Below are 22,499 nucleotides of genomic sequence, written 5' to 3'. Positions count from 1 at the left end.
TCGCACCAGGCTTTACTTCAGGGCAAGATAATAAGAAAAAATCAGGAAGAATGCCTGTGCTTTTATCTTCGCCTCTATCTCTCATGTTCACGTCAGTGGCTCGTCTGTCATTCTGGCGCAAAATACACAAATACCTTGGCTGGGTATTACTGCTGCAACTGATTTTCTGGTTTGGCAGTGGTCTGGTGATGAGCCTTTTACCTATAGAACAAGTGCGTGGTGAGCATTTACGTCGGGCTCAAGCAGCTCCGGACTGGAGCCAGGCTCTATCTCCTGCACCATTGGCACAGCAGCTTCCGCATCATCAGTTGAAACTTAGCCAACAAGGCATCATTCCTGTTTATCAATTCAGTAAAGACAACGAACAGTTGTATTATTCGGCCTTAACAGCTGAAGTGATAGCTCCTTTAACCGAAGCTCAGGTAAAAGACTTAGCAAGACGTCAGTATCAGGGCACCGCTGACATCGACAAAATGCAACGCCTGCAACAAGCACCTTTTGAAGTCAGACACTTAGCTGCTCCTTTATGGCAAGTGCAGTTTGCGGATGAAGAAGGCAGTAGCTTTTATCTGGAAGAGTACACAGGCAAACTCTTGTCGGTGCGCACCAATAACTGGCGTGTCTTCGATTTTGTCTGGATGCTGCATATTATGGATTACGAGGACAGAGAAGATTTTAACCATCCACTGCTGATTGTTTTTTCTGCCACAGCCTTGTTTTTCACCCTGACTGGCGCTTTGTTATTGCCATGGCGACGAAAAAGACGCAGCGACTTATAGCAAATCCAGGCCAATACCAGCGAAAAGCAATAAACCACTGTAATGGTTATTTAAAAAAGCCTGTAAGCAACCTGCCCTGCCCTGAGTTTTAGCCTGCCAATGTTGATGGATAAAGCTCAGCAAAACCAAAAACAAGGCCGCATAATAAAACAATCCCATACCATTCTGCTGGCCGACCCAGGCCATTAAGGTTAAAAACAGCAGCTGCAACACAGCGATAATAGGATGGCAATAGGGGGCAAATAATAACGCAGTGGATTTAATGCCGATCTTTTTATCATCTTCCATATCGACCATGGCATAGAAGGTATCAAAAGCCACAGTCCAGGCTAAATTAGCCAGATACAACCCCCAAATCCACAGCGGAATACTAGCTGTTACGGCCATAGCAGCCATAGGTATACCCCAGCTGTAGGCAGCCCCTAAAACAAATTGTGGCAGGTAGGTCACGCGCTTCATAAAGGGGTAAAGAATGGCTAAAGCTACAGCCACTAAAGATAACAATTGGGTAGCTGGACTTAAAAACAACAGCAGACTTGCACTGCACAACAGCAAGAGTACAAAGAGTTGTATGGCTTCGCCGCTACTGATCAAGCCTGCAGCCAAAGGTCGTGCTTTAGTGCGCTCAACATGACCATCAAAGTTGCGATCTGCATAGTCGTTAATCACACAACCTGCGGATCGCATCAGTACCACTCCGGCGCTGAATACAGCAAGCAAGGTTAAATCCGGCAGACCGGATGACAACAACCATAAGGCCCACCAGGTAGGCCATAACAACAGATAAATGCCAATAGGCCGGTCCAGACGCATTAACTGGCGATAATAAGGCCAATTCTGCCATTGCAACTGCCATCTCATAGCTCAAGCACTCCGGGTAAAAAGATTTCCTGCACCAATAACTGCTGCTGTTGCACCGAAAAGATGGAACGTCTGGCCCACAACTCTTGCTGCTGACCAACCACAGGCAACAAGATACCTGCGTCAAGCATTGCCACTTCAATCACACCACGCTCTAAACTGGCATGCTGAAAAATAAACTCGCCTAAAGGCTGTGAACCCAATCGGGCTAAAGCTTCCATTTGCTCCAGTGTGGACTCAGGAAACCAGCTTTGCGCATAGACGCAAGCTTTGCCATCACACCACAAAATAACATCCCGCTTTAACCCCTGGGGTTGTTGCCATTGCTGCTGTAAAAAATCCGGCAGAGTTTGCCAATGTTCAGTCACCAACTCCAGTCTGAAATCCTTGCAGCGTTTTTTAAGCTGAGCCGTGAGTGAGCCCTGCCCCAGCAACCAGGGTTCGAGGACGGCCGGTAATTCCAGCTGAATGGCGTTTTGCCATAAAGCATTGAGTTGAAAAAGACTGTCAGTGCTGTGCATAAAATTAAACTGCAACCAAGTTGCCGCGCATCATAACAATTTTGCCATCGTATTGGTACGTAAGCTATGTAATGCCTTTGGGCGGGAAATTGATTACCATAGCAATATGAAGTTGCCACCATCCCTTTCTTTATGACCTATTGCCATACCTTAATTATTGGCGCCGGCCACGCCGGTTATAGCCTTGCCAAAGAGCTGCGTAAACTGGATCCGGATCGCAGTATTTGCCTTGTCAGCAGTGACAGCGCAGATTATTACTCCAAACCATTGTTATCCAATGGTTTTAGCAAACAAAAAAGCGCAGCAGATTTTATCCAAAAAACTGCAGGACAAATGGCTGATGAACTGAACATAGAGATTTGGCCGCATTGCCATGCTGAACAGATTGACGCTGAACAACACCAACTGCGTACAGATAAAGGCGTCATAAAGTACCGGCAGTTGGTATTAGCGACAGGAGCTAGTCCAGTCAAACTGCCTTTACCTGCAGCCACTTCGGGTTTGGTCTGGTCCGTCAATGACTTAACCGATTATCAGAATTTCCTGCAGCAAAGTCTGGGCAAACAAAAAATCACTGTGTTAGGCGCAGGTTTAGTTGGCATCGAATATGCTAATGATTTAGCTGCAGCTGGTTTTCAGGTGTCCGTGATAGCCCTTGAGCAACAACCTTTGGCTCAGCTGTTACCAGCTCAATTGGGAGAGGTATTACAGCAGCAGTTAAAGGCGATTGGAGTTGAATTTTATTGGGGTTCGGCTATTGCAGATGCAGAATTCACCGACCGGCAACTGAAGCTGACATTAGCTGATGGCCGGAGTTTGAATACAGAACTGATACTTTCAGCTGTCGGCTTAAAGCCTAATTTACAACTTGCGATACAAGCAGGTATTGAGTGTGGAAAAGGTATAAAGGTGAATCAAACTCTGGCAACTTCGGCTGCTGATATCTATGCTTTGGGCGACTGTGCTGAAGTTTGTAGTCATAACCTTATGTATATTCAGCCTATTAGTTTATCGGCCAAAGCCTTGGCTTTAACTCTTACGGGGCAAAGCACAGCAGTGCAATTCCCGGTAATGCCAGTGATTGTTAAATCGCAGGCTTTGCCTGTCGTCAGTTGGCCAGCACCACTACAGCAGCAAGGTGAATGGACTTTCGAAGGGCAAGGACTGGATTGGATGGCGAAGTTTCAAAACCATTCTGGTCTTCTACTTGGTTTTGCTTTAACCGGAAAAATGGTCGCACAACGCTTACGGCTGGCAAAAGAAATGCCAGCTTTGATAGCTTAACGTCCGACCTTCGGGTAAGATCCTTTTTTGAATGTTTGATAAAAATGAAAGAGTAAACCGGATGAAAAAAGCGCTGACTTGTTTTGTTTTTTTATTGTTAAGTCAAAATCTTTGGGCTCAGGATGAAGCCAATACGCCGATGAAGGCCAGTTACGCCTATTTTGGTTTCGACCCGGATATAGTCACGAACTATGTCACCCCAACTACTGAAGAGTTGGGTTATGTGCGGGTGACGATGGAATTGATGATTATGGATAAAAAGTATCTGGAAGTGGTAGAACATCACGAACCCTTGATCCTGGATAAAATTGTCGCCGCTTTTGGCCGCGAAAATGCGGATACCATTAGGTCTTTAACAGGCCGTGAAGAAATCCGGTTAAAAATTCTGAATCAGCTGCGCGACACTCTGAAAAAAGAGACAGGCCAGGATATTTTAAAAGACGTATTGTTTACTAAATACCTGTACCACTAACACACCTGACTCACCGTACTGTCAGCGCTGTACGGTGAGTGCTTTACTTGCGGTAACCAGCAATACAGCGCAGAGAATTCCGGCTAGTAAGCCAGCCAAATGCGCCCAGTTCGCCATCGAAATCCACAGCAAATCAAAAAATCCAATCACCAGCCAAATTAGCATAAAGCCTATTAAACCATTACTGATTTGCAGGCCCCAATTGGGTTTTAATAAACCGCATATCCAATAAAAACCAAACAAACCATAAACCAGGCCGGACATGCCACCAAAGTTGACATCCACCATCAGCCACTGCGCGAGGTTGGAAAAAAACAGCACCAGTAGTGTAAGGCTAACGGCAACAATACGACCTAATTTCAGTTCAAGCGGACCTAATAAATACCAGACCCAAATCAGGTTAAATACCAGATGAGAACCCGAAAAATGCAACCAGCCCGGAGTAAACCAGCGCCAGCCTTGCTGCAGACTGAAACCCAGTTCAGGTTTGAGCTGCAAAGCAGCCAACGCGGACCAGGGATCAATTTGTTGCCAACCATACACCAGCAAAGCCGACAACCAGATCATATGGGTAAACCAGCCACCTTTGGCCCATAACTGTTGCCAGTATCCGGATAAACCCGCAGATCCCGAAGCAGAATCTACGACTTCTGCTCTGTCCCAGGCTGCAGCCTGATAACGTTCGGCATAAGGATTCAATAAAAATCGCTCTAACTCAGCCAACACCTGCTGCGCATGCTCTGGCGCACACCAAAGCTCAGCCTGCTCTGCAGAATGCACCACCACACTGACATCCAGTTGCTGATTTTTACAATAATCAGCCAGACTCAGGGCCGCAGCAGAAGAGGCAAAATCACCAATCTTAATCATGGGAAGTTGTGACAAAAGGCAGTTGCTGACGCCAGGCTTCAAAACCACCATCCATACTGAATACTGTTTCAAAACCTTGTTGTGCCAAATACTGAGCAGCGCCCTGACTGGAATTACCGTGATAACAGACCACCACCACCGGAGTTTCAAATTCAGTTTGTTGTATAAACTGATTCAGGCTGCCATTGGTTAAATGGAAAGAGTCGGCAATATGACCAGAAGCATAACTTTGCTCATCACGAATATCGACCACTACTGCTTTGTGCTGCTCTATTTGCTCCAGCGCTGTCGCTACTGAAATACGACTGAACTCACTCATAGGTCACTCCGTTTATAACTTCAAATTCAAATGAATGCCGCGATTGTAGCCTAGCCAGGCAATGTTGAGTACCAGAGCCTGCATCAGATCCGCTGAACAGCAGGGAATTGACGAAGAAATAAACAGCCCAAAGCTGCTAAATACCGCATTAAAACACCAAGTTAACAATTACAGCTTTAGCTAAAGCCCAAGCTTAGGTAAAATAGCGCGCCTTGTTGGTTTGGAAACAGAATACCCATGTCAGATAGTCCCTTGTATTTAATTTACGATCCTGCTTTTGATGATATGGACGCCGAAGGCTGCCCGGGATTTGGTTTTATACTGGTATTTGACGAGCAGGATCTGGACAACTACCAATCGGGTGAAAACCCGCCTTTCCCTGCTGTGTCTATGTTATTTACTGATCATGCCGATGGCAGCATCAGTGGTGACTTATTAGGCTGGGCACAATTGGATGCCGAAATATTTCAGCAATTCCCCTTAGGTCAGTTTTTCCAGTTGATGGAACAGGCCGCTCAGGTAGCTATAAACGCTTATCGCCAGGTGGGTCAGGTGCCAGACAAACTGATAGCTCAGTTAATGCCGGATGATGATTTAATTCAGTTTGATGTGCAGTTTGCTACGCTGGAACTGAATGACGCCGAAGCAGAATCACAGCTAGCCAAACAAATGATGTCAGGCCGCCCTTATTTAGACTCTTAACCGATCTCTTTACCTATTGGCTCCGTAATCTGACAAAACGGAGCCTGTATGACCCATCATAAATTACATCTTCCTCAAAAAATCTGCGCCTGCTGTGGTTTGGCTTTTAGCTGGCGGAAAAAATGGCAAAAAAACTGGCCTGAAGTGAAATACTGCTCAGAGCGTTGTAGACGTAAAAAGTGACCTTCGGCCTATTGTGTTACAACGACCTGAACCTGTTAAATAAGCGTTAACTTACTTACAGGATCTTCAAATGAAAACGTTGTTTTTGGTTGCCGCTTTAAGCAGTTTTACTCTCACCGCCAGCGATTTAAGCTCCTATGAGCAGTTGCTGGAGCGGGATAAATTTACTCTGTTACAACACCAGTTAGGCCCCGTCACCGATCTAAGCAACAAAGACCTGCTGGTCCTGCAGTTAAAAACCATGCTGGGCTTGCGCCAATCAAAACAAGCGGAACTACTGGCGGATAAAGCACTGGCGCAGTATCCGAATGATGCGGAGTTACTGCGGCTGGCCGGGCTCAATCAGTTGAATCTGGCACAAGACAGCAGCTTTTTGTCTGCAGGCTCATACGCCAAGGCTGGTCTGGCTTTTCTGCGTCAGGCGGTAGCAGCCGATCCGGCCAACCTGGCAGCACAACAAACCCTGATCGGCTTTTATTTGCAGGCTCCCGCTATTGCAGGAGGTGATACCGAAGAAGCAGAAAAACTGGCCAAAGCTTTGGCAGCAAAACATCAGCCAGAAGGTACCTTGGCCACAGTGGATGTGTTGCTGGAGGACGATCAGTTGTCACAAGCGCTGAAACTCTTAGAACAACAATTACAGCAGCAGCCAGACCATGCCACGCTGCTGGGTACCTATGCCAATTTACTCAGTTTAAATAAAGACCACGCCACTGCTTTTACCCAGTATCAAAAAGCCGCAGCTGCAGCGACGGATTTATCAGAACAACAAAGTTATTACTACCAATTGGGTCGGCTTGCGGCCACAGAGCAACAAGATCCTGTCGCAGGACAACAAGCACTGGAAGGATATCTGGCTTTTTATCAGGACAGCGACCATGCCAGATTCGGCTGGGCGCAGCTGCGCCTTACGCAGATTTACCTGATCCAAAAACAAAAAGGCAAAGCTCAGGATCTGTTTCAGCAGATTAAAAAACCACAGCAAGATGATGATCGATTTGAGGACGAGCTGAAGAAGCTGACAAAACAACTGAAAAAGGCCTGAAGCCTGATTTATCTGAATGGGATGGATCCCGTTTTGCTTTTTGGGCGCAGGCCTTTTACTATATGCACTTTATTTCATCACTCAGTTCGCTGGAATCGCAGCATGGCAAAAGCAATTAATATGGCCGAGGTAGAAAAAGCATTAAGTGGCTTTACTATTCCTCCTCAGCCAACTGTTTTATTAAGTATCAAAGCAGAAATTGAAAGTGATGATCCGAACATCAAGCGTATTGCTGAACTGATCAATCAGGATCTGGGTATTGCAGGCTTCACCCTCAAAGTGGTGAACTCTGTGTATTTTGGTTTGCGTCGAAAAATCAGCTCTGTAGAACATGCCTGTAAGTTCTTAGGTTTAACCCGGGTGATTAAATTAGTCAGCTCTGTGGTGTTGCGTTTTACCTTAAGCGAAGGCCGGACTGACCGCTTCACTGAAAACCTGTGGCAAAGCGCCGGTAATGTGGCCAATGCTGCGACTTTATTGGCTCAGCAGCTGCGTTATGGTACAGATTGCGCTGACGATGCCTACAGCTTAGGCTTATTCCATAACGCCGGCATGTTGTTGATCAGCAGCCAGTTTAAAGATTATGCCAAAGTGCTGAAACAAGCTCATTTAGCGGGCTACAGCATGTCTGACGCTGAAGATCAGAATTTTCAGACCACCCATGAATTGTTGGGTTATATGATTGCTCAGTCCTGGGGTTTAGCTCCGGAGCTGACCAATGTGATTGCTTATCACCACAGCCATGCGCTGATCCTGGCGTCTGATGATATCTACGAAAAACGTTTATTTGCTTTGCTTAAACTGGCTGAGCATATGACGGATGAAAGCAAAGTTTTATTGGATTTAGACATGGATCAGGAATGGGATCAGCATAAAGCCACTATTCTGGACATTCTGGAGCTGGACGAACTGGCCTTGCACGACCTAGGCGACTACCTGCAACAGCAAGGTGTGCCAAATAGATACCACGCCTGAGACAGGGAGCTTCGGCTCCCTTTTTGTTTATGGATTCATTTTAGTTAACCAGAGTTTTATTCAAGATGCGTATTGTATTAGCCCCAATGGAGGGTGTGGTGGACCATTTAATGCGGGATATGTTAACCCGTATTGGTGGTTTTGATTTATGCATCACTGAATTTGTCCGGGTGGTAGACCAACTTTTGCCAAACCGGGTTTTTACCCGTATTTGTCCTGAATTAAAGCAAGGTGGAGTTACTCCAGCCGGTGTGCCGGTGCGGGTGCAATTGTTAGGTCAGGAGCCGCAATGGCTTGCCGAAAATGCCGTGCGTGCCGTGCAATTGGGCTCTCCTGGTGTCGATTTGAATTTTGGCTGTCCGGCCAAAGCAGTCAATAAAAGCCGCGGCGGCGCTGTGCTGCTAAAAGAAACCGAAACCCTGTACCAGATTATTAAAGCTGTGCGTGATGCAGTACCATCCCAGTTTCCAGTCACGGCAAAAATCCGTTTAGGTTTTGACGATACCAGTTTAACTCTGGACAACGCCCGCGCTATTTACGAGGCCGGAGCAAGCGAGCTGACAGTCCATGCCCGCACTAAAAGTGATGGCTACAGACCGCCTGCGTATTGGCCCTGGATCAAACAAATCCGTCAAACCATACCTTTGAATGTGGTCGCCAATGGCGAAATCTGGACACCAGAAAATGCAGCTTTATGTTTAGAACAATCCGGCAGCACGGATTTAATGTTAGGTCGCGGCGCATTAGCCAGCCCTGGACTAGCGCGGGACATCAAACAGCATTTTGCCAGCGGCAAACATCAAAAAATGCCATGGCCTCAAGTGCTGGAGCTGTTATTGCAGTACTCTGACTACGAAATAGCAGGCGATAAAGGCCTGTATTATTCCAACCGGATCAAACAGTGGTTTAGTTACCTGAAGTTGCAATACGCCGAAGCCGAAGTTTTGTTCCAGCAATTGCGCTTGCAACAAAAAGCACCGGATTTAGTAGCGACTTTGCGTGGGGCTTTGGAGAAGCTTTAAGTGATGTTTACTTCTTTCTAGAATAAACACTTACAGCCATTATCGCTTCCAAACTATATCGTCGATAAAACTTCACAAACCCAATGTAAAATAAAAAAGATAGACATGCGAATGTCATTACCAACAACCAACTCACGGCCATCTTGCCAGTAAACATTGCAAATACACTGCCCCAAAAGAGAATTACAAAAACAAAAGAAACGTTACGTGTTAATCCATACAAAGCTACATAATTCTGTAGCTTCCCAGCATGGCGTTCAGAATTCTCAAAAGCAAAATGGTATAGAAGACGTAAATAATCTCCGTCTACTCCACGGGATATGTCCATATCACCAACTTTGACGCCGATCTCCTCTTCCAAAACTTTTAAACATTTGCTGAATACTGTTGCTCTCAGAGGGTCAGGAAGACTTTTAGCCTGATTAAACATTCTGATTCTAAGAATACCGTTCAGTAATAGGCTCAAGGCAGATATTGGCAAAATGACAAACCACAAAACTAATCTGCCAAGATTACGCCACCCACCTTTACTGGAAAAATATCCTTTTTTATCAGCATCAAACAAAAACTCAGAGGGATATCCGTTTGCGTAGTTGGTATAAGCTTCGACTATAGCTGAAGAGCCAATAGCCAAAATATGGCCGAGAAGATATGAGGTCAGTACCGATGGGATATAACTCATTATCTGATTTACAGACGAATCAGCCGCAGATTGCTTTAAACCAAACAAAACCACCAGACCGTCAAAACCGAAAATAAAAGTAAGAAGGTACAACATCACAGCGCCTGGAATCATGTACCCGAGAAAGTCATAAAAAGAAAATGGGTTCTGGCTCATTATTTACAACTGTCCTTGTCGAAAACCATAAAGCGTTGAATTGGAAATCTAATCTAGTTCCGATTACTTATCAATATATATTCATGAGTCAAACATCCCCTTAACCGCAAGCCGTTCAAAAATGGGTGGCCAAGGTTTTAAGACGCAGAGTGTTTGAGCGAGGAGCGGTAGCGACGAACGAGTTGCTGCGTCGCCTTGGTCGCACTTTTTTGAGCGGGCTTTCGCAGCGGTCAGGGGCCGCCTTTTCTTTGGTTACTTTCTTTTGGCGGCGCAAAAGAAAGTGACCCCACCCGGAGGGTACAAACTCAAATTCATAATACAGACCCGACAAACATTACATCGAGTACAGAAGAAAATCACTTCAGGAATGACTGTTTGTGGCAAGCATTAAACCTGCCGACTGCTCTGGCGGTAAATCTTCGGACTGAATATCCGCACTCAACACCAAAGCCGAAGTCGGCTGAATACAACAAGCCAGTACTTCATCCCCACCACAACTGATGCTGGGTTCCAGTACTTGTTGATACTGACCTTGTACCACCCGAACTTTACAAAGGCCACAAGAACCGCCTTTGCAGTCGTAATTCAGCGGTACTCTCGCGGCCAGAATAGCATCCAGCACTGATTTATGACCCTGACTGTCAGCAAATACACCATTGATTTCGATAGGGAAACTTTGTTCGCTTGCCGAAGCACTAAAAAACTCGGCATAACAATGCTGCGCACCTAAAATGCCCAGATCATAAATCAGTTGCTCCACCATTTTTGCCGAAGCACAAAAGTAATACTGAGCCTGAGGGCCTGCGAGTTTATATAAATAACCTGCATCAATACGGCCTTTAAAGCCTTGCCAGTCAGTTGGCGGTTGAGTCAAAGCAATACGAAGTTGTAAACGGGGCAAACGCCGCAGTAACGGATAAAATACGATATCTTCCAGATGGCGCGCCTGATACACCAGAAACACCTGACGTTTTTGCCGGATAGCAGCATAAGCCATCGCCAGCATAGGCGTGATACCTACACCACCTGCCACCAGCACCAACGGCTGACGTGAGCGGTTTAATAAAAAATGCCCACGTGGATATGAGCTTTCAACTAAGTCACCCACTTTTAAATGCGCAAATAAAGCCTGACTTAAACGGCCATCCGTTTCAGCTTTGATCACCAGTTGGTAATAACGCTGCTGACTGCAATCCTGCGCCAGTGAATAAGCGCGGCTGACAGGTTTGCCCTGTAAATCTTTGCCATACAACAGAATATGCTGACCCGCTTTGGCTTTGGGTAATAGCATGCCGTCCGGATGCTGCAACCATAACTTCAGATACTTGCCCTGACGTTTCACCCGCACCAATTGCAGTGCCAAACGCTGGTTCTGTAATTTTGGCAAAGCAATATGCTGCCAATAACCACGGCCAAATAAGAAGAATGTCAAAAACAGCAGAGCAAAAGTCAGGGCGATCATTGGAGCCGTCGCGAGTTCAGATAAGAATGATTATCAAATGATAACAGATCGCATTTAGACTGCCAAGCGGGAAATCAATAGTAGAAAACAGAGTGAAACAGAGAGCGGGATGCAGGGGCAAAGCAAAGCTCTGCCCCTGTCAAATTACCAGTTGAGTATGACTTTACCGGATTGGCCTGAGCACATAATCTCAAAACCTTCCTTGTAGTTTTCCATTGGCATTTCGTGAGTGACTATTGGGCTTAAATCCAGACCTGATTGAATTAAGCTGGCCATTTTGTACCAGGTTTCAAACATTTCACGGCCATAAATGCCTTTGATGACCAGGCCTTTAAAAATAACCTTGTTCCAGTCCACTGCCATATCTGAAGGTGGAATACCCAGCATGGCAATTTTGCCGCCATGGTTGATGGTGTCTAACATGCCGCGAAAGGCTGAAGGCACACCTGACATTTCCAGACCTACGTCAAAACCTTCGGTCATTCCCAGCTCTTTCATCACGTCTTTTAAATCTTCTTTGCTGACGTCTACAGCACGGGTCGCACCCATTTTACGCGCCAGCTCTAAGCGGTATGGGTTCACGTCTGTGATGACGATATGGCGGGCACCGACATGGCGCGCTACTGCGACGGCCATAATGCCGATAGGGCCAGCGCCTGTGATCAGTACATCTTCACCTACTAAATCAAAAGACAAAGCAGTGTGCACTGCATTACCAAATGGGTCGAAGATAGCAGCTATATTATCCGGAATATTGTCCGGAATTTTAAAGACGTTAAAAGCCGGAATAGACAGGTATTCGGCAAAAGAACCTTCACGGTTTACACCGACGCCAATGGTGTTGCGGCATAAATGCACACGACCAGCACGGCAGTTACGGCAGAAACCGCAAACTAAATGGCCTTCACCTGATACCCGATCGCCTTTGGTAAAACCTCGGACTTCAGAACCCATGTCCACTACTTCGCCGACATATTCGTGACCTACGACCATGCCATGAGGAATAGTTTTTTGTGCCCATTCATCCCATTTGTAGATATGCACGTCGGTGCCACAAATAGCGGTTTTTTTGATTTTGATCAGAACGTCATTCGGGCCTACTTTTGGCATTTCCACTTCGGTTTGCCAAATACCCGGTTCTGCTTTTAATTTTGCTAATGCTTTCATCATGGCGTCCTCAGGCAATTACGCCCATTTCTTTACCAATACGAATAAAGGCGTTGATGGCCTTATCCAGATGTTCTTTATTATGTGCGGCAGAAATCTGAGTGCGGATACGCGCCTGATCTTTTGGCACTACAGGGAAAGAGAAACCCACTACATAAATGCCTTCAGCGAGCATACGGCGCGCCATTTCTGCTGCTACTTTGGCATCACCTAACATCACAGGAATAATAGCGTGATCTTTGCCTGCCAGCGTAAAACCTGCAGCTGACATTTTTTCGCGGAAATAACTGACGTTGTCCCATAACTTAGCGCGCAGCGCGTCACCGTTCGCCAGTAAATCCAGTACTTTGATGGACGCTGTAACAATAGAAGGGGCTAAAGAGTTAGAGAACAAATAAGGGCGCGAACGCTGGCGCAACCATTCAATCACTTCTTTTTTGCCTGAAGTGTAACCACCCGAAGCACCACCTAAGGCTTTGCCTAAAGTGCCGGTAATAATATCAACACGTTCCAGCACGTCGCAGTATTCGTGGGTGCCGCGGCCATTTTTACCAACAAAACCTACAGCATGGCTGTCATCAACCATCACCAACGCATTGTATTTATCCGCTAAATCACAGATGGATTTTAAGTCAGCGATCACACCATCCATAGAAAACACACCGTCTGTCGCGATCAGTTTAAAACGTGCGCCATCTGCATCAGCTTGTTTCAGCTGTGCTTCTAATTCGGCCATATCGTTATTGGCATAACGGTAGCGTTTAGCTTTACATAAACGCACGCCATCGATAATAGAAGCATGGTTTAACGAATCTGAAATTACTGCGTCTTCAGCACCTAAAATGGTTTCGAATAAACCACCGTTGGCATCAAAACAAGAGGAATACAAAATAGTGTCTTCAGTGCCTAAAAAGCCGCTGATTTTTTGTTCCAGTTCTTTGTGAATATCCTGAGTACCGCAGATAAAACGCACAGACGCCACACCAAAACCGTGGGAGTCCAGACCTTGCTGGGCGGCTTTAATCAGTTCCGGGTTATTGGCTAAACCTAAGTAGTTATTGGCACAAAAATTTAAAACCTGTTCATGACCTACGGTCACTGTTGCTTGCTGTTGAGAGCTTATCACTCGTTCAGCTTTGTACAGGCCCTGCACTTTTACGTCTTCTATTTGTTGTTGTAAGTGTGCAAGGAAAGGAGTCGTTCGCATAACTTTCTCCAAAGAGGCTGAGGGCTTGGTAAAAACGGCAGTATTGTAATCATTAGCCGTCAGGGATGCAGCGCTTTTCTGTCAGAAAAGGCTGCAGATCGGATTAGTTGCGTAGCAAATTGTTGCCACTCAAAAGTTTAGAGCCTCTGATCACCGGATAATGCCTGGTAATGCTGCTGCAATTTTTCTATACGTGGCAGAGCATTAGCAGTGGCATAAGGTTTAAATAACAGCAGCACTTTAAGCACACCAAGATAAGCCTGCTCTTTGTTCATGGTGGTTTGTGGCTCCTGAGTTTTTAGATAACTGATCCAAAAAGTCACTACCAGTTTGATGGTATGAGCAAAATTGGCGATATCAGCATCATCTATGGCTATCACACCAGCCTTTTTTAATGCACTTAATACAGAAATTACTTTTGCCAGTACAGCTTTCTGCACAGTTAAATAATCCTGCTGCAAGGCTTGATCGCGCGATAAAATATCCGGCAGGTTTGCATAAAAAAAATGGAAACGCCACATCAGTTCAAACACCACATCCAGATACTGAGCTAGGGAATCCAGCGCTTCTGAAGGCTGACTTGGCGGTTGCAGTCTGTTTTCCAGTAACTTGGCATACTCACGGAAAATATTCCGCACTATGTCTTCTTTATTGCGAAAGTGGTAATACAGATTGCCGGGGCTAATACCCAGATGTGCTGCTATATGATTGGTGGTGATGCAACGCTCACCCTGCTGGTTAAACAACTCGATACTTGCCTGCAGTATCTTGTCTTTGGTTCTTAGCTTCTTGTCCATCCGCGTATTTCTTTTTTATTTATTTTTTATTAATTTGCTATAGTAACGCCAATTCGATTAAAAACTCTAGTCGTGTATTTACGCAGCACAGGGATCAGCACAAAACAATGAAAACCAAAGCAATTTATCCCGGTACTTTTGACCCTTTGACCAATGGCCATAGCGACTTAGTACAAAGGGCAGCACTTCTATTTGATCAGGTGATTGTTGCTGTAGCAGCCAACCCCAGTAAACAACCTCTTTTCACTCTTGCTGAACGGGTGCAACTAGCGGAACAATGTTTTGCTGATATTGCTAATGTGACAGTGGTGGGTTTTTCTGGTTTGCTGGCCGATTTCGCCAAAAATAATCAGGCTCAGGTGCTGTTACGTGGTGTGCGCGCTGTAGCCGACTTTGAATACGAGTTTCAGCTGGCCAGTATGAACCGTCAGTTAAACCCGGATTTAGACAGCTTATTTATGACACCTTCAGAAAAAAATACCTTTATCTCTTCCACTTTAGTGAAAGAAGTAGCCCGCCATGGCGGCGATGTCAGCCGTTTTGTTGCTTCTCATGTAGAACAGGCATTGAAGCACAAATTTGCTTCGGTTTAGTTTGATGCCCGATAGGCATTGAAGCCTAAGTTCATCACGGTATAGTTAGATGCCAGGCAGGCATTGAAGAATAAGTTCATCGCATTTTAGTTTAAAACACGGATTCTAGTCCTAATGAAAAAACTTCAGCTTAGTACTTTTACCTTGGCTTTTCTGGCCTTATCAGCACAAGCCACCCCCTGGATGGATACGCAAGATAATTACCTGCGCCAGTCTCTGCAAACTTTGTCTCATGCAGGTTTAATCAGTGGTCCTGTGAATACCTATCCATTGATGTGGAAAAATATCGCCAAAGATTTGGCCATGGTGCCCAATCGCCGTTATAGCGAAGAAGTGACTTTTGCTCTGGCTCATGTGCGCAAGGCATTGAATGTCAATGAAAGTGACAAAACTGCGGGTATTAAACTGAAAGCCAACTCAGAGGAAATGGGTATTCAGAGTTTTGGCGAAACTTATTCAGAAAAAGCCAGTATCACAGTGTTTAGTGAATTTCAGAATGATATCTTTGCTGGCCGCTCAGAAGTGCATTATCGCAAATTACACGACGGTAGTACTGAACAGGATTTAACTTACGACAACAGTTATCTTGCCGCCTTATTGGGCAACTGGGTGCTGTCCGTCGATCAGATCAGTACCTGGTGGGGACCGGGTCAACAAAGCGCATTATTACAAAGCAATAATGCCAGACCCTTGCCTTCTGTGCGTTTAAGTCGTCATGGTTGGGATGCGATAGATTTGCCAGTCTTGAACTGGTTAGGCCCATGGAGCTTCACCACCTTTATAGGTTTAGGTGAACATCAAAGTGCTGTCAGTCAAACCCGCTACTGGGGTGGACGCTTTAACTTCAGACCTACTGCCAGTTTGGAGCTGGGCGTGTCCCGTGTTAGTCAATGGGGTGGCCAGGGCCAAAATAATGGCTTTGGCGATTGGTGGGATGTGGTTGTTAATAAAGATGAATCAGACACCAACTCAGACCAAAGAGCGGCTATAGACGCAAGTTACCACTTTAATCTGCTAAACCAGCCTCTGACCGCTTATGTGGAACTGGCCGACGATGATAATGCCGAAGATTGGCCGGATAATCCGTTGTTACTGGCTGGAGTACGCAGTTATTGGGGCAATAGTACAGGCATTCATACAGTCAATATGGAGTACTCAGATACTTATATTGATTGCCCGGATTCAGTGATCAAAGGCGATTGCGCCTATCAGGGCCAGTTATATCCTCAAGGTTACAGCAGATATGGTCGGGTCATTGGCAGCGGTTATGGCAAAGATGCACGGGTACTGAGTGCCGGTTATCATTACCAGACCTATGATGGTATTAGTTGGTCAGGCCATCTGTATCTGGCTAATTATTATGACAATGCCGGTGAAAGTGAACAAAGCTGGCAGGCGAAAGCGGAACACAGACGCCCCTTCTTTAATGGCTTACTCAGCTTACAGCTACGTTATCTGGATCAATCGCCATTACTGGCTGAAGGGACTGATGAAGTGGCAGCAGCCACCACCTGGGAATACAGGTTCTAAATAAAAAAGGGGTCAGATCACATTATTTGCCTGGCAAATAATGTGATCTGACCCCTTTTTACAGCTTAATCACTATATTGCGTTTATACAGCAGCAACGACAGGTACCAAAACCCAATCACGTGCAGCACAGCAAACACAAAAGACGCCAGTTTGGCAGGGAAAACCAAAGCTAACTGCTCAAAGCCCCATTGATACAGCGATACTGAACCTGCGTCAGTGGGAATAAAGATCAGCTGGCCAATCAGCACAGCCCAGAGCCAGGACAAGATATAAATAAACAGCGGATTAGTCCCATAAACTTTTAAAGGTTCTGCCAAAGCGGTCCAGCCTTTGATATCAATACACCAAACCAGAATGGCTAATAACAGTAAAATTAAACCGCTGCTCAGCGCCAGATAACTGCCGGACCATAAGGCTTTATTCACAGGCCAAAGCAATTGCCAAAGCGCCGCCAGAACCACCAAGGCTACTGCGGATAACAACAACAGCCGCAGCGCATGGTTGTGCTGCTTGCCCTGCAAAGCTGACGCTGTGCCAAAACCTATCAACACCGCCGCTACACAAGGCAAAGTGCTTAAAAGACCTTCAGGATCAAAAGCTACACCAAAACCCTGATACAAATGTGCAGCACCAAAAATGGCGAGATCCCATTGCCGCACCAGGTTATGCTCCAGACTATAAGGCTGCTCGCCACCACCCAACACCAAAGCCTGCCAATACAACAACACCAAAGCTACGGCAATCAAAGGCAAATAACTGCGTTTGACACTTAACACCAATAACGCAGCGCACCAATAGGCCAAACCTATACGCTGCAATACGCCTGGCAGCCGCAGCTCGGCCAGCTCCACACTAAAAGGCACGTAGTTCAACAGCACACCGATAGCAATCAGTTTGAAAGCCCGGCTACTGATACGCCAGAAACTTTCCTTAGAAAGCTCAGTTGTTTTCAGTGAATAAAACATCGCGGCCCCCACCACAAATAAAAAGGTAGGGAACACAATGTCGGCAAAGGTAAAACCATCCCAGGACGCATGCAACAGCGGACTATAGACATGCTGCCAGGATCCTGGTGTATTCACCAGGATCATTAAAGCTATGGCTAAACCCCGTAAAGCATCCAGCGCATAAAAACGTGGTGAAGACATGCAGCCACCTATAACAAATTAAGAGCTTTTCCAGCTGGTTAACTTATGCCCTTTAACTGCATAAAACAGGATAAAAGCGTAACAAGGTAACATCACCAGATAAGCCCCCTGCTGTCCAAGACCAGTGCTGCTGGCAAGACCCCAAAACAGCGGACCAAAAGCGCCACCTGCAATGCCCATAATCAGCAAGGCTGAACCTATACTGGTTAAAGCTCCCAAGCCGGATAAAGCCAAAGGCCAGACCGCAGGCCAAACGATGGCATTAGCTAAACCAAGAATAGCGATAAATAACAAGGTATCGGGTAAGGCTGTGCCTCCAAAAGGTACCAATAAGGTGTTTGCAATCAGATAAGAGCTGCTGTCGCCTAACACTATAGCCAGTGTCAGTGCCAGGCCTAAGAGTGCAGAAACAGCCAGGGCCTTTTGTTGTGATAACACCCGTGGGATCAACACTATGCCTAAGATGTAACCCAGCACCATACAGGCCATGGTATAAGAGGTCATCACAGTGTAGCGTTCAACCCCGAGGGATAAAGCAAATAAACCTATAGTGTCGCCAGCTATCACTTCGACAGCCACATAAACAAATAAAGACAACACACCAAACACCAGCGCAGGTTTGGCCAACACAGCTTTTAGCTGATCGATACCAGTGCCAGTATCTGACTCTTTTTCCAGCTCAGGCAAAGGTGAATACTTCACAGCCAGTGCAAGTAAACCTAAAAACACCGCTAGCCCCAGATAAGGCAACACCAGACTGGCGGCCATGGCGTCAATTTGCTCAGCATTCAGGGCTGTTCCAACTGGTGCAGTAAAACCACTAACAATCAGAGCAGTAAACACTAAAGGGGCAACAACACCAGCGGTTTTATTCAGGATCCCCATAATACTGATGCGCACAGCAGCAGTTTCTTCTGGTCCTATTTTTACCACGTAGGGATTCACAGCGGTTTGCAATAAGGTTTGACCGGCACCAATGACCAACTGAGCCAGCAGGAATAAACCAAAGGTCTGAGTTTGCGCCGCTGGAATATATAAAAGCCCTGCCAGCATCATCACCGCCATGCCCAAAGCCATACCATTTTTATAGCCGACTCTACGGATCAGCCAGGCTGATGGCAGAGCAGTAAAAGTCACAGCTATATAAAAGGAAAACACCACCAGCGATGCCTGCAAAGGGCTCAACTGCAGCATCTGCTTTAAATAAGGCATCAAAGAGCCATTCAGCCAGGTAGCAAAACCCAGCACAAAAAACAGCATGGCCACTATAGCCATGGGCACAATACTGCTGCGCGCCTTGGGAGTCTCAACTGTCATTTCCATAATTCCTTCCTGTTGCTTTAATAATTATTATTTTGAATTTATTGGATATTTTTACGATTAGATAGAAGGACGACCTTCCAGCCAGCACTGCTGTACCAGACCTTCGTCATTCAGTAACACCAGATCAGCTTTGGCCCCCGCCAGGATTTGTCCACGCTCCGCGCTGATGCCTAAAAACTCAGCCGGATACAAAGACGCCATACGCACAGCTTCAGCAAGCTCAAGGCCAAGTTCTTTCACCGCATAAGAAACCGCGCTGGCCATATCGAGCACAGAACCCGCCAGGTTGCCGTTTAAGTTGGTTAACTTGTTGCCGTCCCGAATCACTTTGCCATCAAAAAAATCAAACTCGGTTTGATTGGTGCCAACAGGTGACATAGCGTCTGTGACAATCAGCAACTTGCCTTTAGGTTTGGCTGCTAACGCCACTTTCACTGCCAGTGGGTGTACATGCAAGCCATCTAAAATCACGCCACACCAGCTATGTGGATCGGCAAGTGCTGCCCCTACCACACCGGGCTCACGCGAAGTTAAAGGTGACATGGCATTGTATAAGTGGGTAAATCCCGTAGCTCCGGCGGCCAAAGCAGCCTGCACTGTAGCTGAATCTGTATTGCTGTGGCCTAAGCAGACAATGACATCGGCTTTGACTAGCTCTTTAATTTGTTCAGGGCTGATGTTCTCAGGCGCCACTGTCACCAGCTTGATGCCAAGATCGGTGCGACGATAAATCGTCAGCTCAGCTTCAGATAAAGGCCGGATAAAGTTCTGCGGATGTACGCCTCGTTTTGGCACAGACAAATGCGGGCCTTCAAAGTGCACACCCAAAACCCCGGGTTCTTTAGTGGCAATAGCCTGAGCTATCACATCAGCGGCTTGTTGCATCACGGCTACAGAATCAGTGATCACTGTGGGCAATAAAGCCGTGCTGCCAAATTGAGCATGGGCTTTGACCATAGTACGCAGCGCTTCGAGACTGGTATCTGTATTAAACAAGGCACCGCCGCCGCCATTCACCTGAACATCAATAAAACCCGGCACCAGAGTGCCCTGGAGGACCGGACCATCAGCAGGCAAAATCGAATGAATGCGACCCGCTTCAATCGTCAAGGTCACATTCTGTTGCCAGTTCTGGCCATCAAAAAGCCGGGCTACTGAAATCTGTTGCATCAGGACCTCGTTAGACTGTTTTAGTGACTTTATTCAGGCCAGGAGGCGCATCCGGATTAACACCGCGGCTACGAGCCACAGCTTCGACATCCAGATAAAAACGCTGCAATAGAGCCAGTGGTAATACCCGTGGATTAGATAACAAGTCAGCATGATGCAAATGTACAATACGGGCACCTCGGCTGCGTACTTCAGCAATTTGTGCCTGATGAGCTGCATTGGCTTCATCCGCTATGCTGACATCAACAATAGCAAACTGATCTTTTACTAAAGTTACCGGGCCATGCAGAAATTCAGCGCTGGAAAAAGCTTCAGCGTGAATGCCACAAACTTCTTTGAGTTTCAGCGCAATTTCGCGGCTGATGGCATAACCTGGGCCACGACCTAACACCACTAAATGCTCAACACCTTGCAATGACTGTGCAGTTAACTGAGCAGGCAATTCAATAGCACGCTGCAGCAATTCTGGCAGACTAATCACCGCATCCTGCAACTGGCTGTTACCAGACCAGGCCGCCACTAGTTGCAACAAAGCACTTAAGGTCGCAAGGTAACTTTTGGTTGCAGCTACAGCTTTTTCAACGCCTACATTCAGTGGTATCACCTGATCGGCCTGTTCAGCTAAAGGCGAACTTTCATCATTGACCAGTGCAACCACTAAAGCGCCAGCTGCTTTGGCCATTGCCACCTGAGCCAGAATATCCGGGCTACGACCTGATTGTGAAATCACCAGCACCAATGCACCTGTTAAATCCAGTTGCTTGTTGTACACGCTGGCAATAGAAGGTGCTGCTGCTGCAACAGGTAAACCTATTTCAATTTCAATCAGATACTTGGCAAAGACACCAGCATGATCAGAGGAACCACGACCGACCATATAAACATAACGCGGTTGCTTTTGTTTGATAAGCGCCACTATGTCGGCAATACGACTGGCATTGGCAGCTAATTGTTCGCGGATCCGGCTTGGTGCTTCTGCAGCTTCCTGCGCCATAATGGTTCGGGTCATCTTGGTATCACTCACAGCTAATTAGTTAAGAAACAAGTTAAGAAATTCGTTGGGCTTTGTGCTGACGTTGCCTGGCAAACCAGACGGCGCCAAATTCAGGTGCTTCTATAGCTGGCGTCACTTTTTGCTGCACTTCTAAAGCCAGATAAGGTTGTAACTTGTGAGCCAAACCACCAATCAAGGACAAACGGGGAGGATTGATGCTTAGCAATCGCTGGGCTATCGCACTGATATGAGCAGCTGCTTGCTGCACTATCCGTTCTGCCAGAGCATCACCCTGCTCTGCCGCCGTAAAAACCAGAGGCGCATATTTGGCATAAGTTGTTGGAGTGGCATGCATAAAGAAATCGACCAAAGCCAAGGTTTGGCTGAGCTTTAATTCATTACATAACAAGTCGGTTAATAAAGTCTGTGGGCCTAATAAATCTTTGGCTAACAGCACATGATGCACCATCTGTAAGCCTATCCAGGCGCCGCTGCCGTTATCACCATAAGGGAAACCATGGCCGCCTACTTCAATCAGTTGACCTTTGACATCAGCCAAACCACAAGAACCAGTGCCCGCAATAATCACAGCACCATCGCCGCCTTGATGCGCACCAATACAGGCCACATGCAAATCGCTGGTTAAATGCAGTTCCTGAAACGGATGCTGCCATTCAGAGAAAATACGATAGTATTCAGGCATGTTGACGCCGGCTAAACCTGCACCAACAATAAGTTTGGACATATCTTTAAACGCCATACCAGCACAAGTTAAAGCTTGCTGAGTGGCCGCAAGAATAGAATCTGTGGCGACTTTCATGCCACGCAATGGATTCGCAGGACCAGATAAGCCTTCACCTATGACCTGGTTGTCTTCTGTGACTATAATGACCCGGCATTTACTGCCGCCACCATCTACACCTAAATAAAACGGGCCATCATAGCCTACTGCTGTAGTCATCCTACCAACCTCGTTACATTGTCCGCTGGTCAGCGTTAATCCACTAAGATTAAGCTTTCACCTGTTGCTGTCCATTATTTCATCAAAAACCGAATTGACAGCGTTGTCATTTTTTCAATTCAGCATATAATAATTTTGACAAATAACAAGACCCTTGTTTAAAAATCGAGCTTAATTTTTTTAGATAAGCAAAAAAATAAGTAAATTAACATTTAAAATCAATCAATTAAAATAGGTCTACCTTGTCATTGTTCTGTCACTTTGCACTTTTAAA

Annotated in this window: 24 protein-coding genes; 10 read left to right on the top strand and 14 right to left on the bottom strand. The window is 46.2% G+C overall.

What is annotated here, in order from left to right; all coding sequences use genetic code 11:
• The first annotated feature begins 56 nt into the window (after positions 1-56).
• Positions 57-779 (top strand): PepSY domain-containing protein, encoded by a 723-nt coding sequence (locus tag LSG34_RS04380; protein WP_233007603.1) that lies wholly within the window; start codon positions 57-59, stop codon positions 777-779.
• Here LSG34_RS04380 and ubiA read toward each other — a convergent pair.
• Together ubiA and LSG34_RS04370 are read right to left on the bottom strand one after the other, a co-directional pair.
• Positions 774-1,640, bottom strand: a complete 867-nt coding sequence (gene ubiA / locus LSG34_RS04375; protein WP_233007602.1) for a 4-hydroxybenzoate octaprenyltransferase — start codon at positions 1,638-1,640, stop codon at positions 774-776. The genes LSG34_RS04380 and ubiA overlap by 6 nt on opposite strands.
• Positions 1,637-2,161, bottom strand: a complete 525-nt coding sequence (locus LSG34_RS04370; RefSeq protein WP_233007601.1) for a chorismate--pyruvate lyase family protein — start codon at positions 2,159-2,161, stop codon at positions 1,637-1,639. Before LSG34_RS04370 ends, ubiA begins: the two co-directional genes overlap by 4 nt.
• A gap of 132 nt (positions 2,162-2,293) precedes the next feature.
• Here LSG34_RS04370 and LSG34_RS04365 point away from each other — a divergent pair, with 132 nt between their 5' ends.
• Positions 2,294-3,445 (top strand): NAD(P)/FAD-dependent oxidoreductase, encoded by a 1,152-nt coding sequence (locus LSG34_RS04365; protein ID WP_233007600.1) that lies wholly within the window; start codon positions 2,294-2,296, stop codon positions 3,443-3,445.
• Between the two features lie 61 nt (positions 3,446-3,506).
• Positions 3,507-3,917 (top strand): flagellar basal body-associated FliL family protein, encoded by a 411-nt coding sequence (locus tag LSG34_RS04360; RefSeq protein ID WP_233007599.1) that lies wholly within the window; start codon positions 3,507-3,509, stop codon positions 3,915-3,917.
• 21 nt (positions 3,918-3,938) lie between these two features.
• On the opposite strand, the gene LSG34_RS04355 is transcribed toward LSG34_RS04360, so the two are convergent.
• Complete coding sequence (locus tag LSG34_RS04355; protein WP_233007598.1) at positions 3,939-4,802, bottom strand: rhomboid family intramembrane serine protease; 864 nt, start codon at positions 4,800-4,802, stop codon at positions 3,939-3,941.
• Positions 4,780-5,106: a thiosulfate sulfurtransferase GlpE gene (gene glpE, locus LSG34_RS04350; protein WP_233007597.1), complete on the bottom strand. Its 327-nt coding sequence runs from the start codon at positions 5,104-5,106 to the stop codon at positions 4,780-4,782. Before glpE ends, LSG34_RS04355 begins: the two co-directional genes overlap by 23 nt.
• A gap of 237 nt (positions 5,107-5,343) precedes the next feature.
• Here glpE and LSG34_RS04345 point away from each other — a divergent pair, with 237 nt between their 5' ends.
• From LSG34_RS04345 to LSG34_RS04330, 5 genes are all read left to right on the top strand, one after another.
• Positions 5,344-5,808 carry a hypothetical protein gene (locus tag LSG34_RS04345; RefSeq protein WP_233007596.1) on the top strand — a complete coding sequence of 155 codons (465 nt, stop codon included), beginning with the start codon at positions 5,344-5,346 and terminating at the stop codon, positions 5,806-5,808.
• Between the two features lie 48 nt (positions 5,809-5,856).
• Positions 5,857-5,991: a DUF2256 domain-containing protein gene (locus LSG34_RS20715; protein ID WP_082335703.1), complete on the top strand. Its 135-nt coding sequence runs from the start codon at positions 5,857-5,859 to the stop codon at positions 5,989-5,991.
• Between the two features lie 70 nt (positions 5,992-6,061).
• Complete coding sequence (locus tag LSG34_RS04340; RefSeq protein ID WP_233007595.1) at positions 6,062-7,036, top strand: tetratricopeptide repeat protein; 975 nt, start codon at positions 6,062-6,064, stop codon at positions 7,034-7,036.
• A 102-nt stretch (positions 7,037-7,138) separates the two neighbouring features.
• Positions 7,139-8,011, top strand: a complete 873-nt coding sequence (locus tag LSG34_RS04335) for an HDOD domain-containing protein (RefSeq protein ID WP_233007594.1) — start codon at positions 7,139-7,141, stop codon at positions 8,009-8,011.
• A gap of 65 nt (positions 8,012-8,076) precedes the next feature.
• Complete coding sequence (locus LSG34_RS04330; protein ID WP_233007593.1) at positions 8,077-9,033, top strand: tRNA-dihydrouridine synthase; 957 nt, start codon at positions 8,077-8,079, stop codon at positions 9,031-9,033.
• A 7-nt stretch (positions 9,034-9,040) separates the two neighbouring features.
• Here LSG34_RS04330 and LSG34_RS04325 read toward each other — a convergent pair whose 3' ends face one another.
• From LSG34_RS04325 to LSG34_RS04305, 5 genes are all read right to left on the bottom strand, one after another.
• Complete coding sequence (locus LSG34_RS04325; protein WP_233007592.1) at positions 9,041-9,871, bottom strand: hypothetical protein; 831 nt, start codon at positions 9,869-9,871, stop codon at positions 9,041-9,043.
• A gap of 361 nt (positions 9,872-10,232) precedes the next feature.
• Positions 10,233-11,333 carry an FAD-binding oxidoreductase gene (locus tag LSG34_RS04320; RefSeq protein ID WP_233007591.1) on the bottom strand — a complete coding sequence of 367 codons (1,101 nt, stop codon included), beginning with the start codon at positions 11,331-11,333 and terminating at the stop codon, positions 10,233-10,235.
• A gap of 144 nt (positions 11,334-11,477) precedes the next feature.
• Positions 11,478-12,500 (bottom strand): L-threonine 3-dehydrogenase, encoded by a 1,023-nt coding sequence (gene tdh / locus LSG34_RS04315; protein ID WP_233007590.1) that lies wholly within the window; start codon positions 12,498-12,500, stop codon positions 11,478-11,480.
• Between the two features lie 10 nt (positions 12,501-12,510).
• Complete coding sequence (locus tag LSG34_RS04310; RefSeq protein WP_233007589.1) at positions 12,511-13,707, bottom strand: glycine C-acetyltransferase; 1,197 nt, start codon at positions 13,705-13,707, stop codon at positions 12,511-12,513.
• A 137-nt stretch (positions 13,708-13,844) separates the two neighbouring features.
• On the bottom strand, positions 13,845-14,504 hold the full coding sequence (locus LSG34_RS04305) for a TetR/AcrR family transcriptional regulator (protein WP_233007588.1): 660 nt from the start codon (positions 14,502-14,504) through the stop codon (positions 13,845-13,847).
• A gap of 107 nt (positions 14,505-14,611) precedes the next feature.
• Between LSG34_RS04305 and coaD the strand changes: the two genes are divergently transcribed.
• Both coaD and LSG34_RS04295 read left to right on the top strand, forming a co-directional pair.
• Positions 14,612-15,097 carry a pantetheine-phosphate adenylyltransferase gene (coaD, locus tag LSG34_RS04300; protein ID WP_233007587.1) on the top strand — a complete coding sequence of 162 codons (486 nt, stop codon included), beginning with the start codon at positions 14,612-14,614 and terminating at the stop codon, positions 15,095-15,097.
• Between the two features lie 114 nt (positions 15,098-15,211).
• Positions 15,212-16,627, top strand: coding sequence for a capsule assembly Wzi family protein (locus LSG34_RS04295; RefSeq protein ID WP_233007586.1), 1,416 nt, complete (start codon positions 15,212-15,214; stop codon positions 16,625-16,627).
• Between the two features lie 58 nt (positions 16,628-16,685).
• Here LSG34_RS04295 and LSG34_RS04290 read toward each other — a convergent pair whose 3' ends face one another.
• The 5 genes from LSG34_RS04290 to nagK are packed head-to-tail and all read right to left on the bottom strand — an operon-like array spanning position 16,686 to position 22,225.
• Positions 16,686-17,777 carry an acyltransferase family protein gene (locus tag LSG34_RS04290; RefSeq protein WP_233007585.1) on the bottom strand — a complete coding sequence of 364 codons (1,092 nt, stop codon included), beginning with the start codon at positions 17,775-17,777 and terminating at the stop codon, positions 16,686-16,688.
• An 18-nt stretch (positions 17,778-17,795) separates the two neighbouring features.
• Positions 17,796-19,100 (bottom strand): N-acetylglucosamine MFS transporter NagP, encoded by a 1,305-nt coding sequence (gene nagP / locus LSG34_RS04285; protein ID WP_233007584.1) that lies wholly within the window; start codon positions 19,098-19,100, stop codon positions 17,796-17,798.
• Positions 19,101-19,157: 57 nt separating this feature from the next.
• The gene (gene nagA, locus LSG34_RS04280; protein WP_233007583.1) at positions 19,158-20,270 is read right to left on the bottom strand and encodes an N-acetylglucosamine-6-phosphate deacetylase; all 1,113 of its coding nucleotides are present in this window, start codon (positions 20,268-20,270) and stop codon (positions 19,158-19,160) included.
• 10 nt (positions 20,271-20,280) lie between these two features.
• Complete coding sequence (nagB-II, locus tag LSG34_RS04275) at positions 20,281-21,279, bottom strand: glucosamine-6-phosphate deaminase NagB-II (protein WP_233007582.1); 999 nt, start codon at positions 21,277-21,279, stop codon at positions 20,281-20,283.
• Positions 21,280-21,316: 37 nt separating this feature from the next.
• Positions 21,317-22,225, bottom strand: coding sequence for an N-acetylglucosamine kinase (nagK, locus tag LSG34_RS04270; protein ID WP_233007581.1), 909 nt, complete (start codon positions 22,223-22,225; stop codon positions 21,317-21,319).
• Positions 22,226-22,499 lie beyond the last annotated feature (274 nt).

The organism is Rheinheimera faecalis (assembly GCF_021290965.1).
In the GTDB taxonomy this organism is placed as follows: domain Bacteria; phylum Pseudomonadota; class Gammaproteobacteria; order Enterobacterales; family Alteromonadaceae; genus Pararheinheimera; species Pararheinheimera faecalis.
Note: the sequence above shows the minus strand (reverse complement) of the source record. Positions and strands in the feature narration are given on the sequence as shown.

Excerpts from the sequence above, each read along its gene's own strand:
- LSG34_RS04335 (WP_233007594.1), top strand. The coding sequence starts at position 7,139 with ATGGCAAAAGCAATTAATATGGCCGAGGTAGAAAAAGCATTAAGTGGC.
- LSG34_RS04305 (WP_233007588.1), bottom strand. The coding sequence starts at position 14,504 with ATGGACAAGAAGCTAAGAACCAAAGACAAGATACTGCAGGCAAGTATC.
- LSG34_RS04320 (WP_233007591.1), bottom strand. The coding sequence starts at position 11,333 with ATGATCGCCCTGACTTTTGCTCTGCTGTTTTTGACATTCTTCTTATTT.
- nagB-II (WP_233007582.1), bottom strand. The coding sequence starts at position 21,279 with ATGACCCGAACCATTATGGCGCAGGAAGCTGCAGAAGCACCAAGCCGG.
- LSG34_RS04370 (WP_233007601.1), bottom strand. The coding sequence starts at position 2,161 with ATGCACAGCACTGACAGTCTTTTTCAACTCAATGCTTTATGGCAAAAC.
- LSG34_RS20715 (WP_082335703.1), top strand. The coding sequence starts at position 5,857 with ATGACCCATCATAAATTACATCTTCCTCAAAAAATCTGCGCCTGCTGT.
- coaD (WP_233007587.1), top strand. The coding sequence starts at position 14,612 with ATGAAAACCAAAGCAATTTATCCCGGTACTTTTGACCCTTTGACCAAT.
- nagA (WP_233007583.1), bottom strand. The coding sequence starts at position 20,270 with ATGCAACAGATTTCAGTAGCCCGGCTTTTTGATGGCCAGAACTGGCAA.
- LSG34_RS04290 (WP_233007585.1), bottom strand. The coding sequence starts at position 17,777 with ATGTCTTCACCACGTTTTTATGCGCTGGATGCTTTACGGGGTTTAGCC.
- LSG34_RS04330 (WP_233007593.1), top strand. The coding sequence starts at position 8,077 with ATGCGTATTGTATTAGCCCCAATGGAGGGTGTGGTGGACCATTTAATG.
- nagP (WP_233007584.1), bottom strand. The coding sequence starts at position 19,100 with ATGGAAATGACAGTTGAGACTCCCAAGGCGCGCAGCAGTATTGTGCCC.
- LSG34_RS04360 (WP_233007599.1), top strand. The coding sequence starts at position 3,507 with ATGAAAAAAGCGCTGACTTGTTTTGTTTTTTTATTGTTAAGTCAAAAT.
- LSG34_RS04340 (WP_233007595.1), top strand. The coding sequence starts at position 6,062 with ATGAAAACGTTGTTTTTGGTTGCCGCTTTAAGCAGTTTTACTCTCACC.
- nagK (WP_233007581.1), bottom strand. The coding sequence starts at position 22,225 with ATGACTACAGCAGTAGGCTATGATGGCCCGTTTTATTTAGGTGTAGAT.
- ubiA (WP_233007602.1), bottom strand. The coding sequence starts at position 1,640 with ATGAGATGGCAGTTGCAATGGCAGAATTGGCCTTATTATCGCCAGTTA.
- LSG34_RS04345 (WP_233007596.1), top strand. The coding sequence starts at position 5,344 with ATGTCAGATAGTCCCTTGTATTTAATTTACGATCCTGCTTTTGATGAT.
- LSG34_RS04295 (WP_233007586.1), top strand. The coding sequence starts at position 15,212 with ATGAAAAAACTTCAGCTTAGTACTTTTACCTTGGCTTTTCTGGCCTTA.
- glpE (WP_233007597.1), bottom strand. The coding sequence starts at position 5,106 with ATGAGTGAGTTCAGTCGTATTTCAGTAGCGACAGCGCTGGAGCAAATA.
- LSG34_RS04310 (WP_233007589.1), bottom strand. The coding sequence starts at position 13,707 with ATGCGAACGACTCCTTTCCTTGCACACTTACAACAACAAATAGAAGAC.
- tdh (WP_233007590.1), bottom strand. The coding sequence starts at position 12,500 with ATGAAAGCATTAGCAAAATTAAAAGCAGAACCGGGTATTTGGCAAACC.
- LSG34_RS04365 (WP_233007600.1), top strand. The coding sequence starts at position 2,294 with ATGACCTATTGCCATACCTTAATTATTGGCGCCGGCCACGCCGGTTAT.
- LSG34_RS04325 (WP_233007592.1), bottom strand. The coding sequence starts at position 9,871 with ATGAGCCAGAACCCATTTTCTTTTTATGACTTTCTCGGGTACATGATT.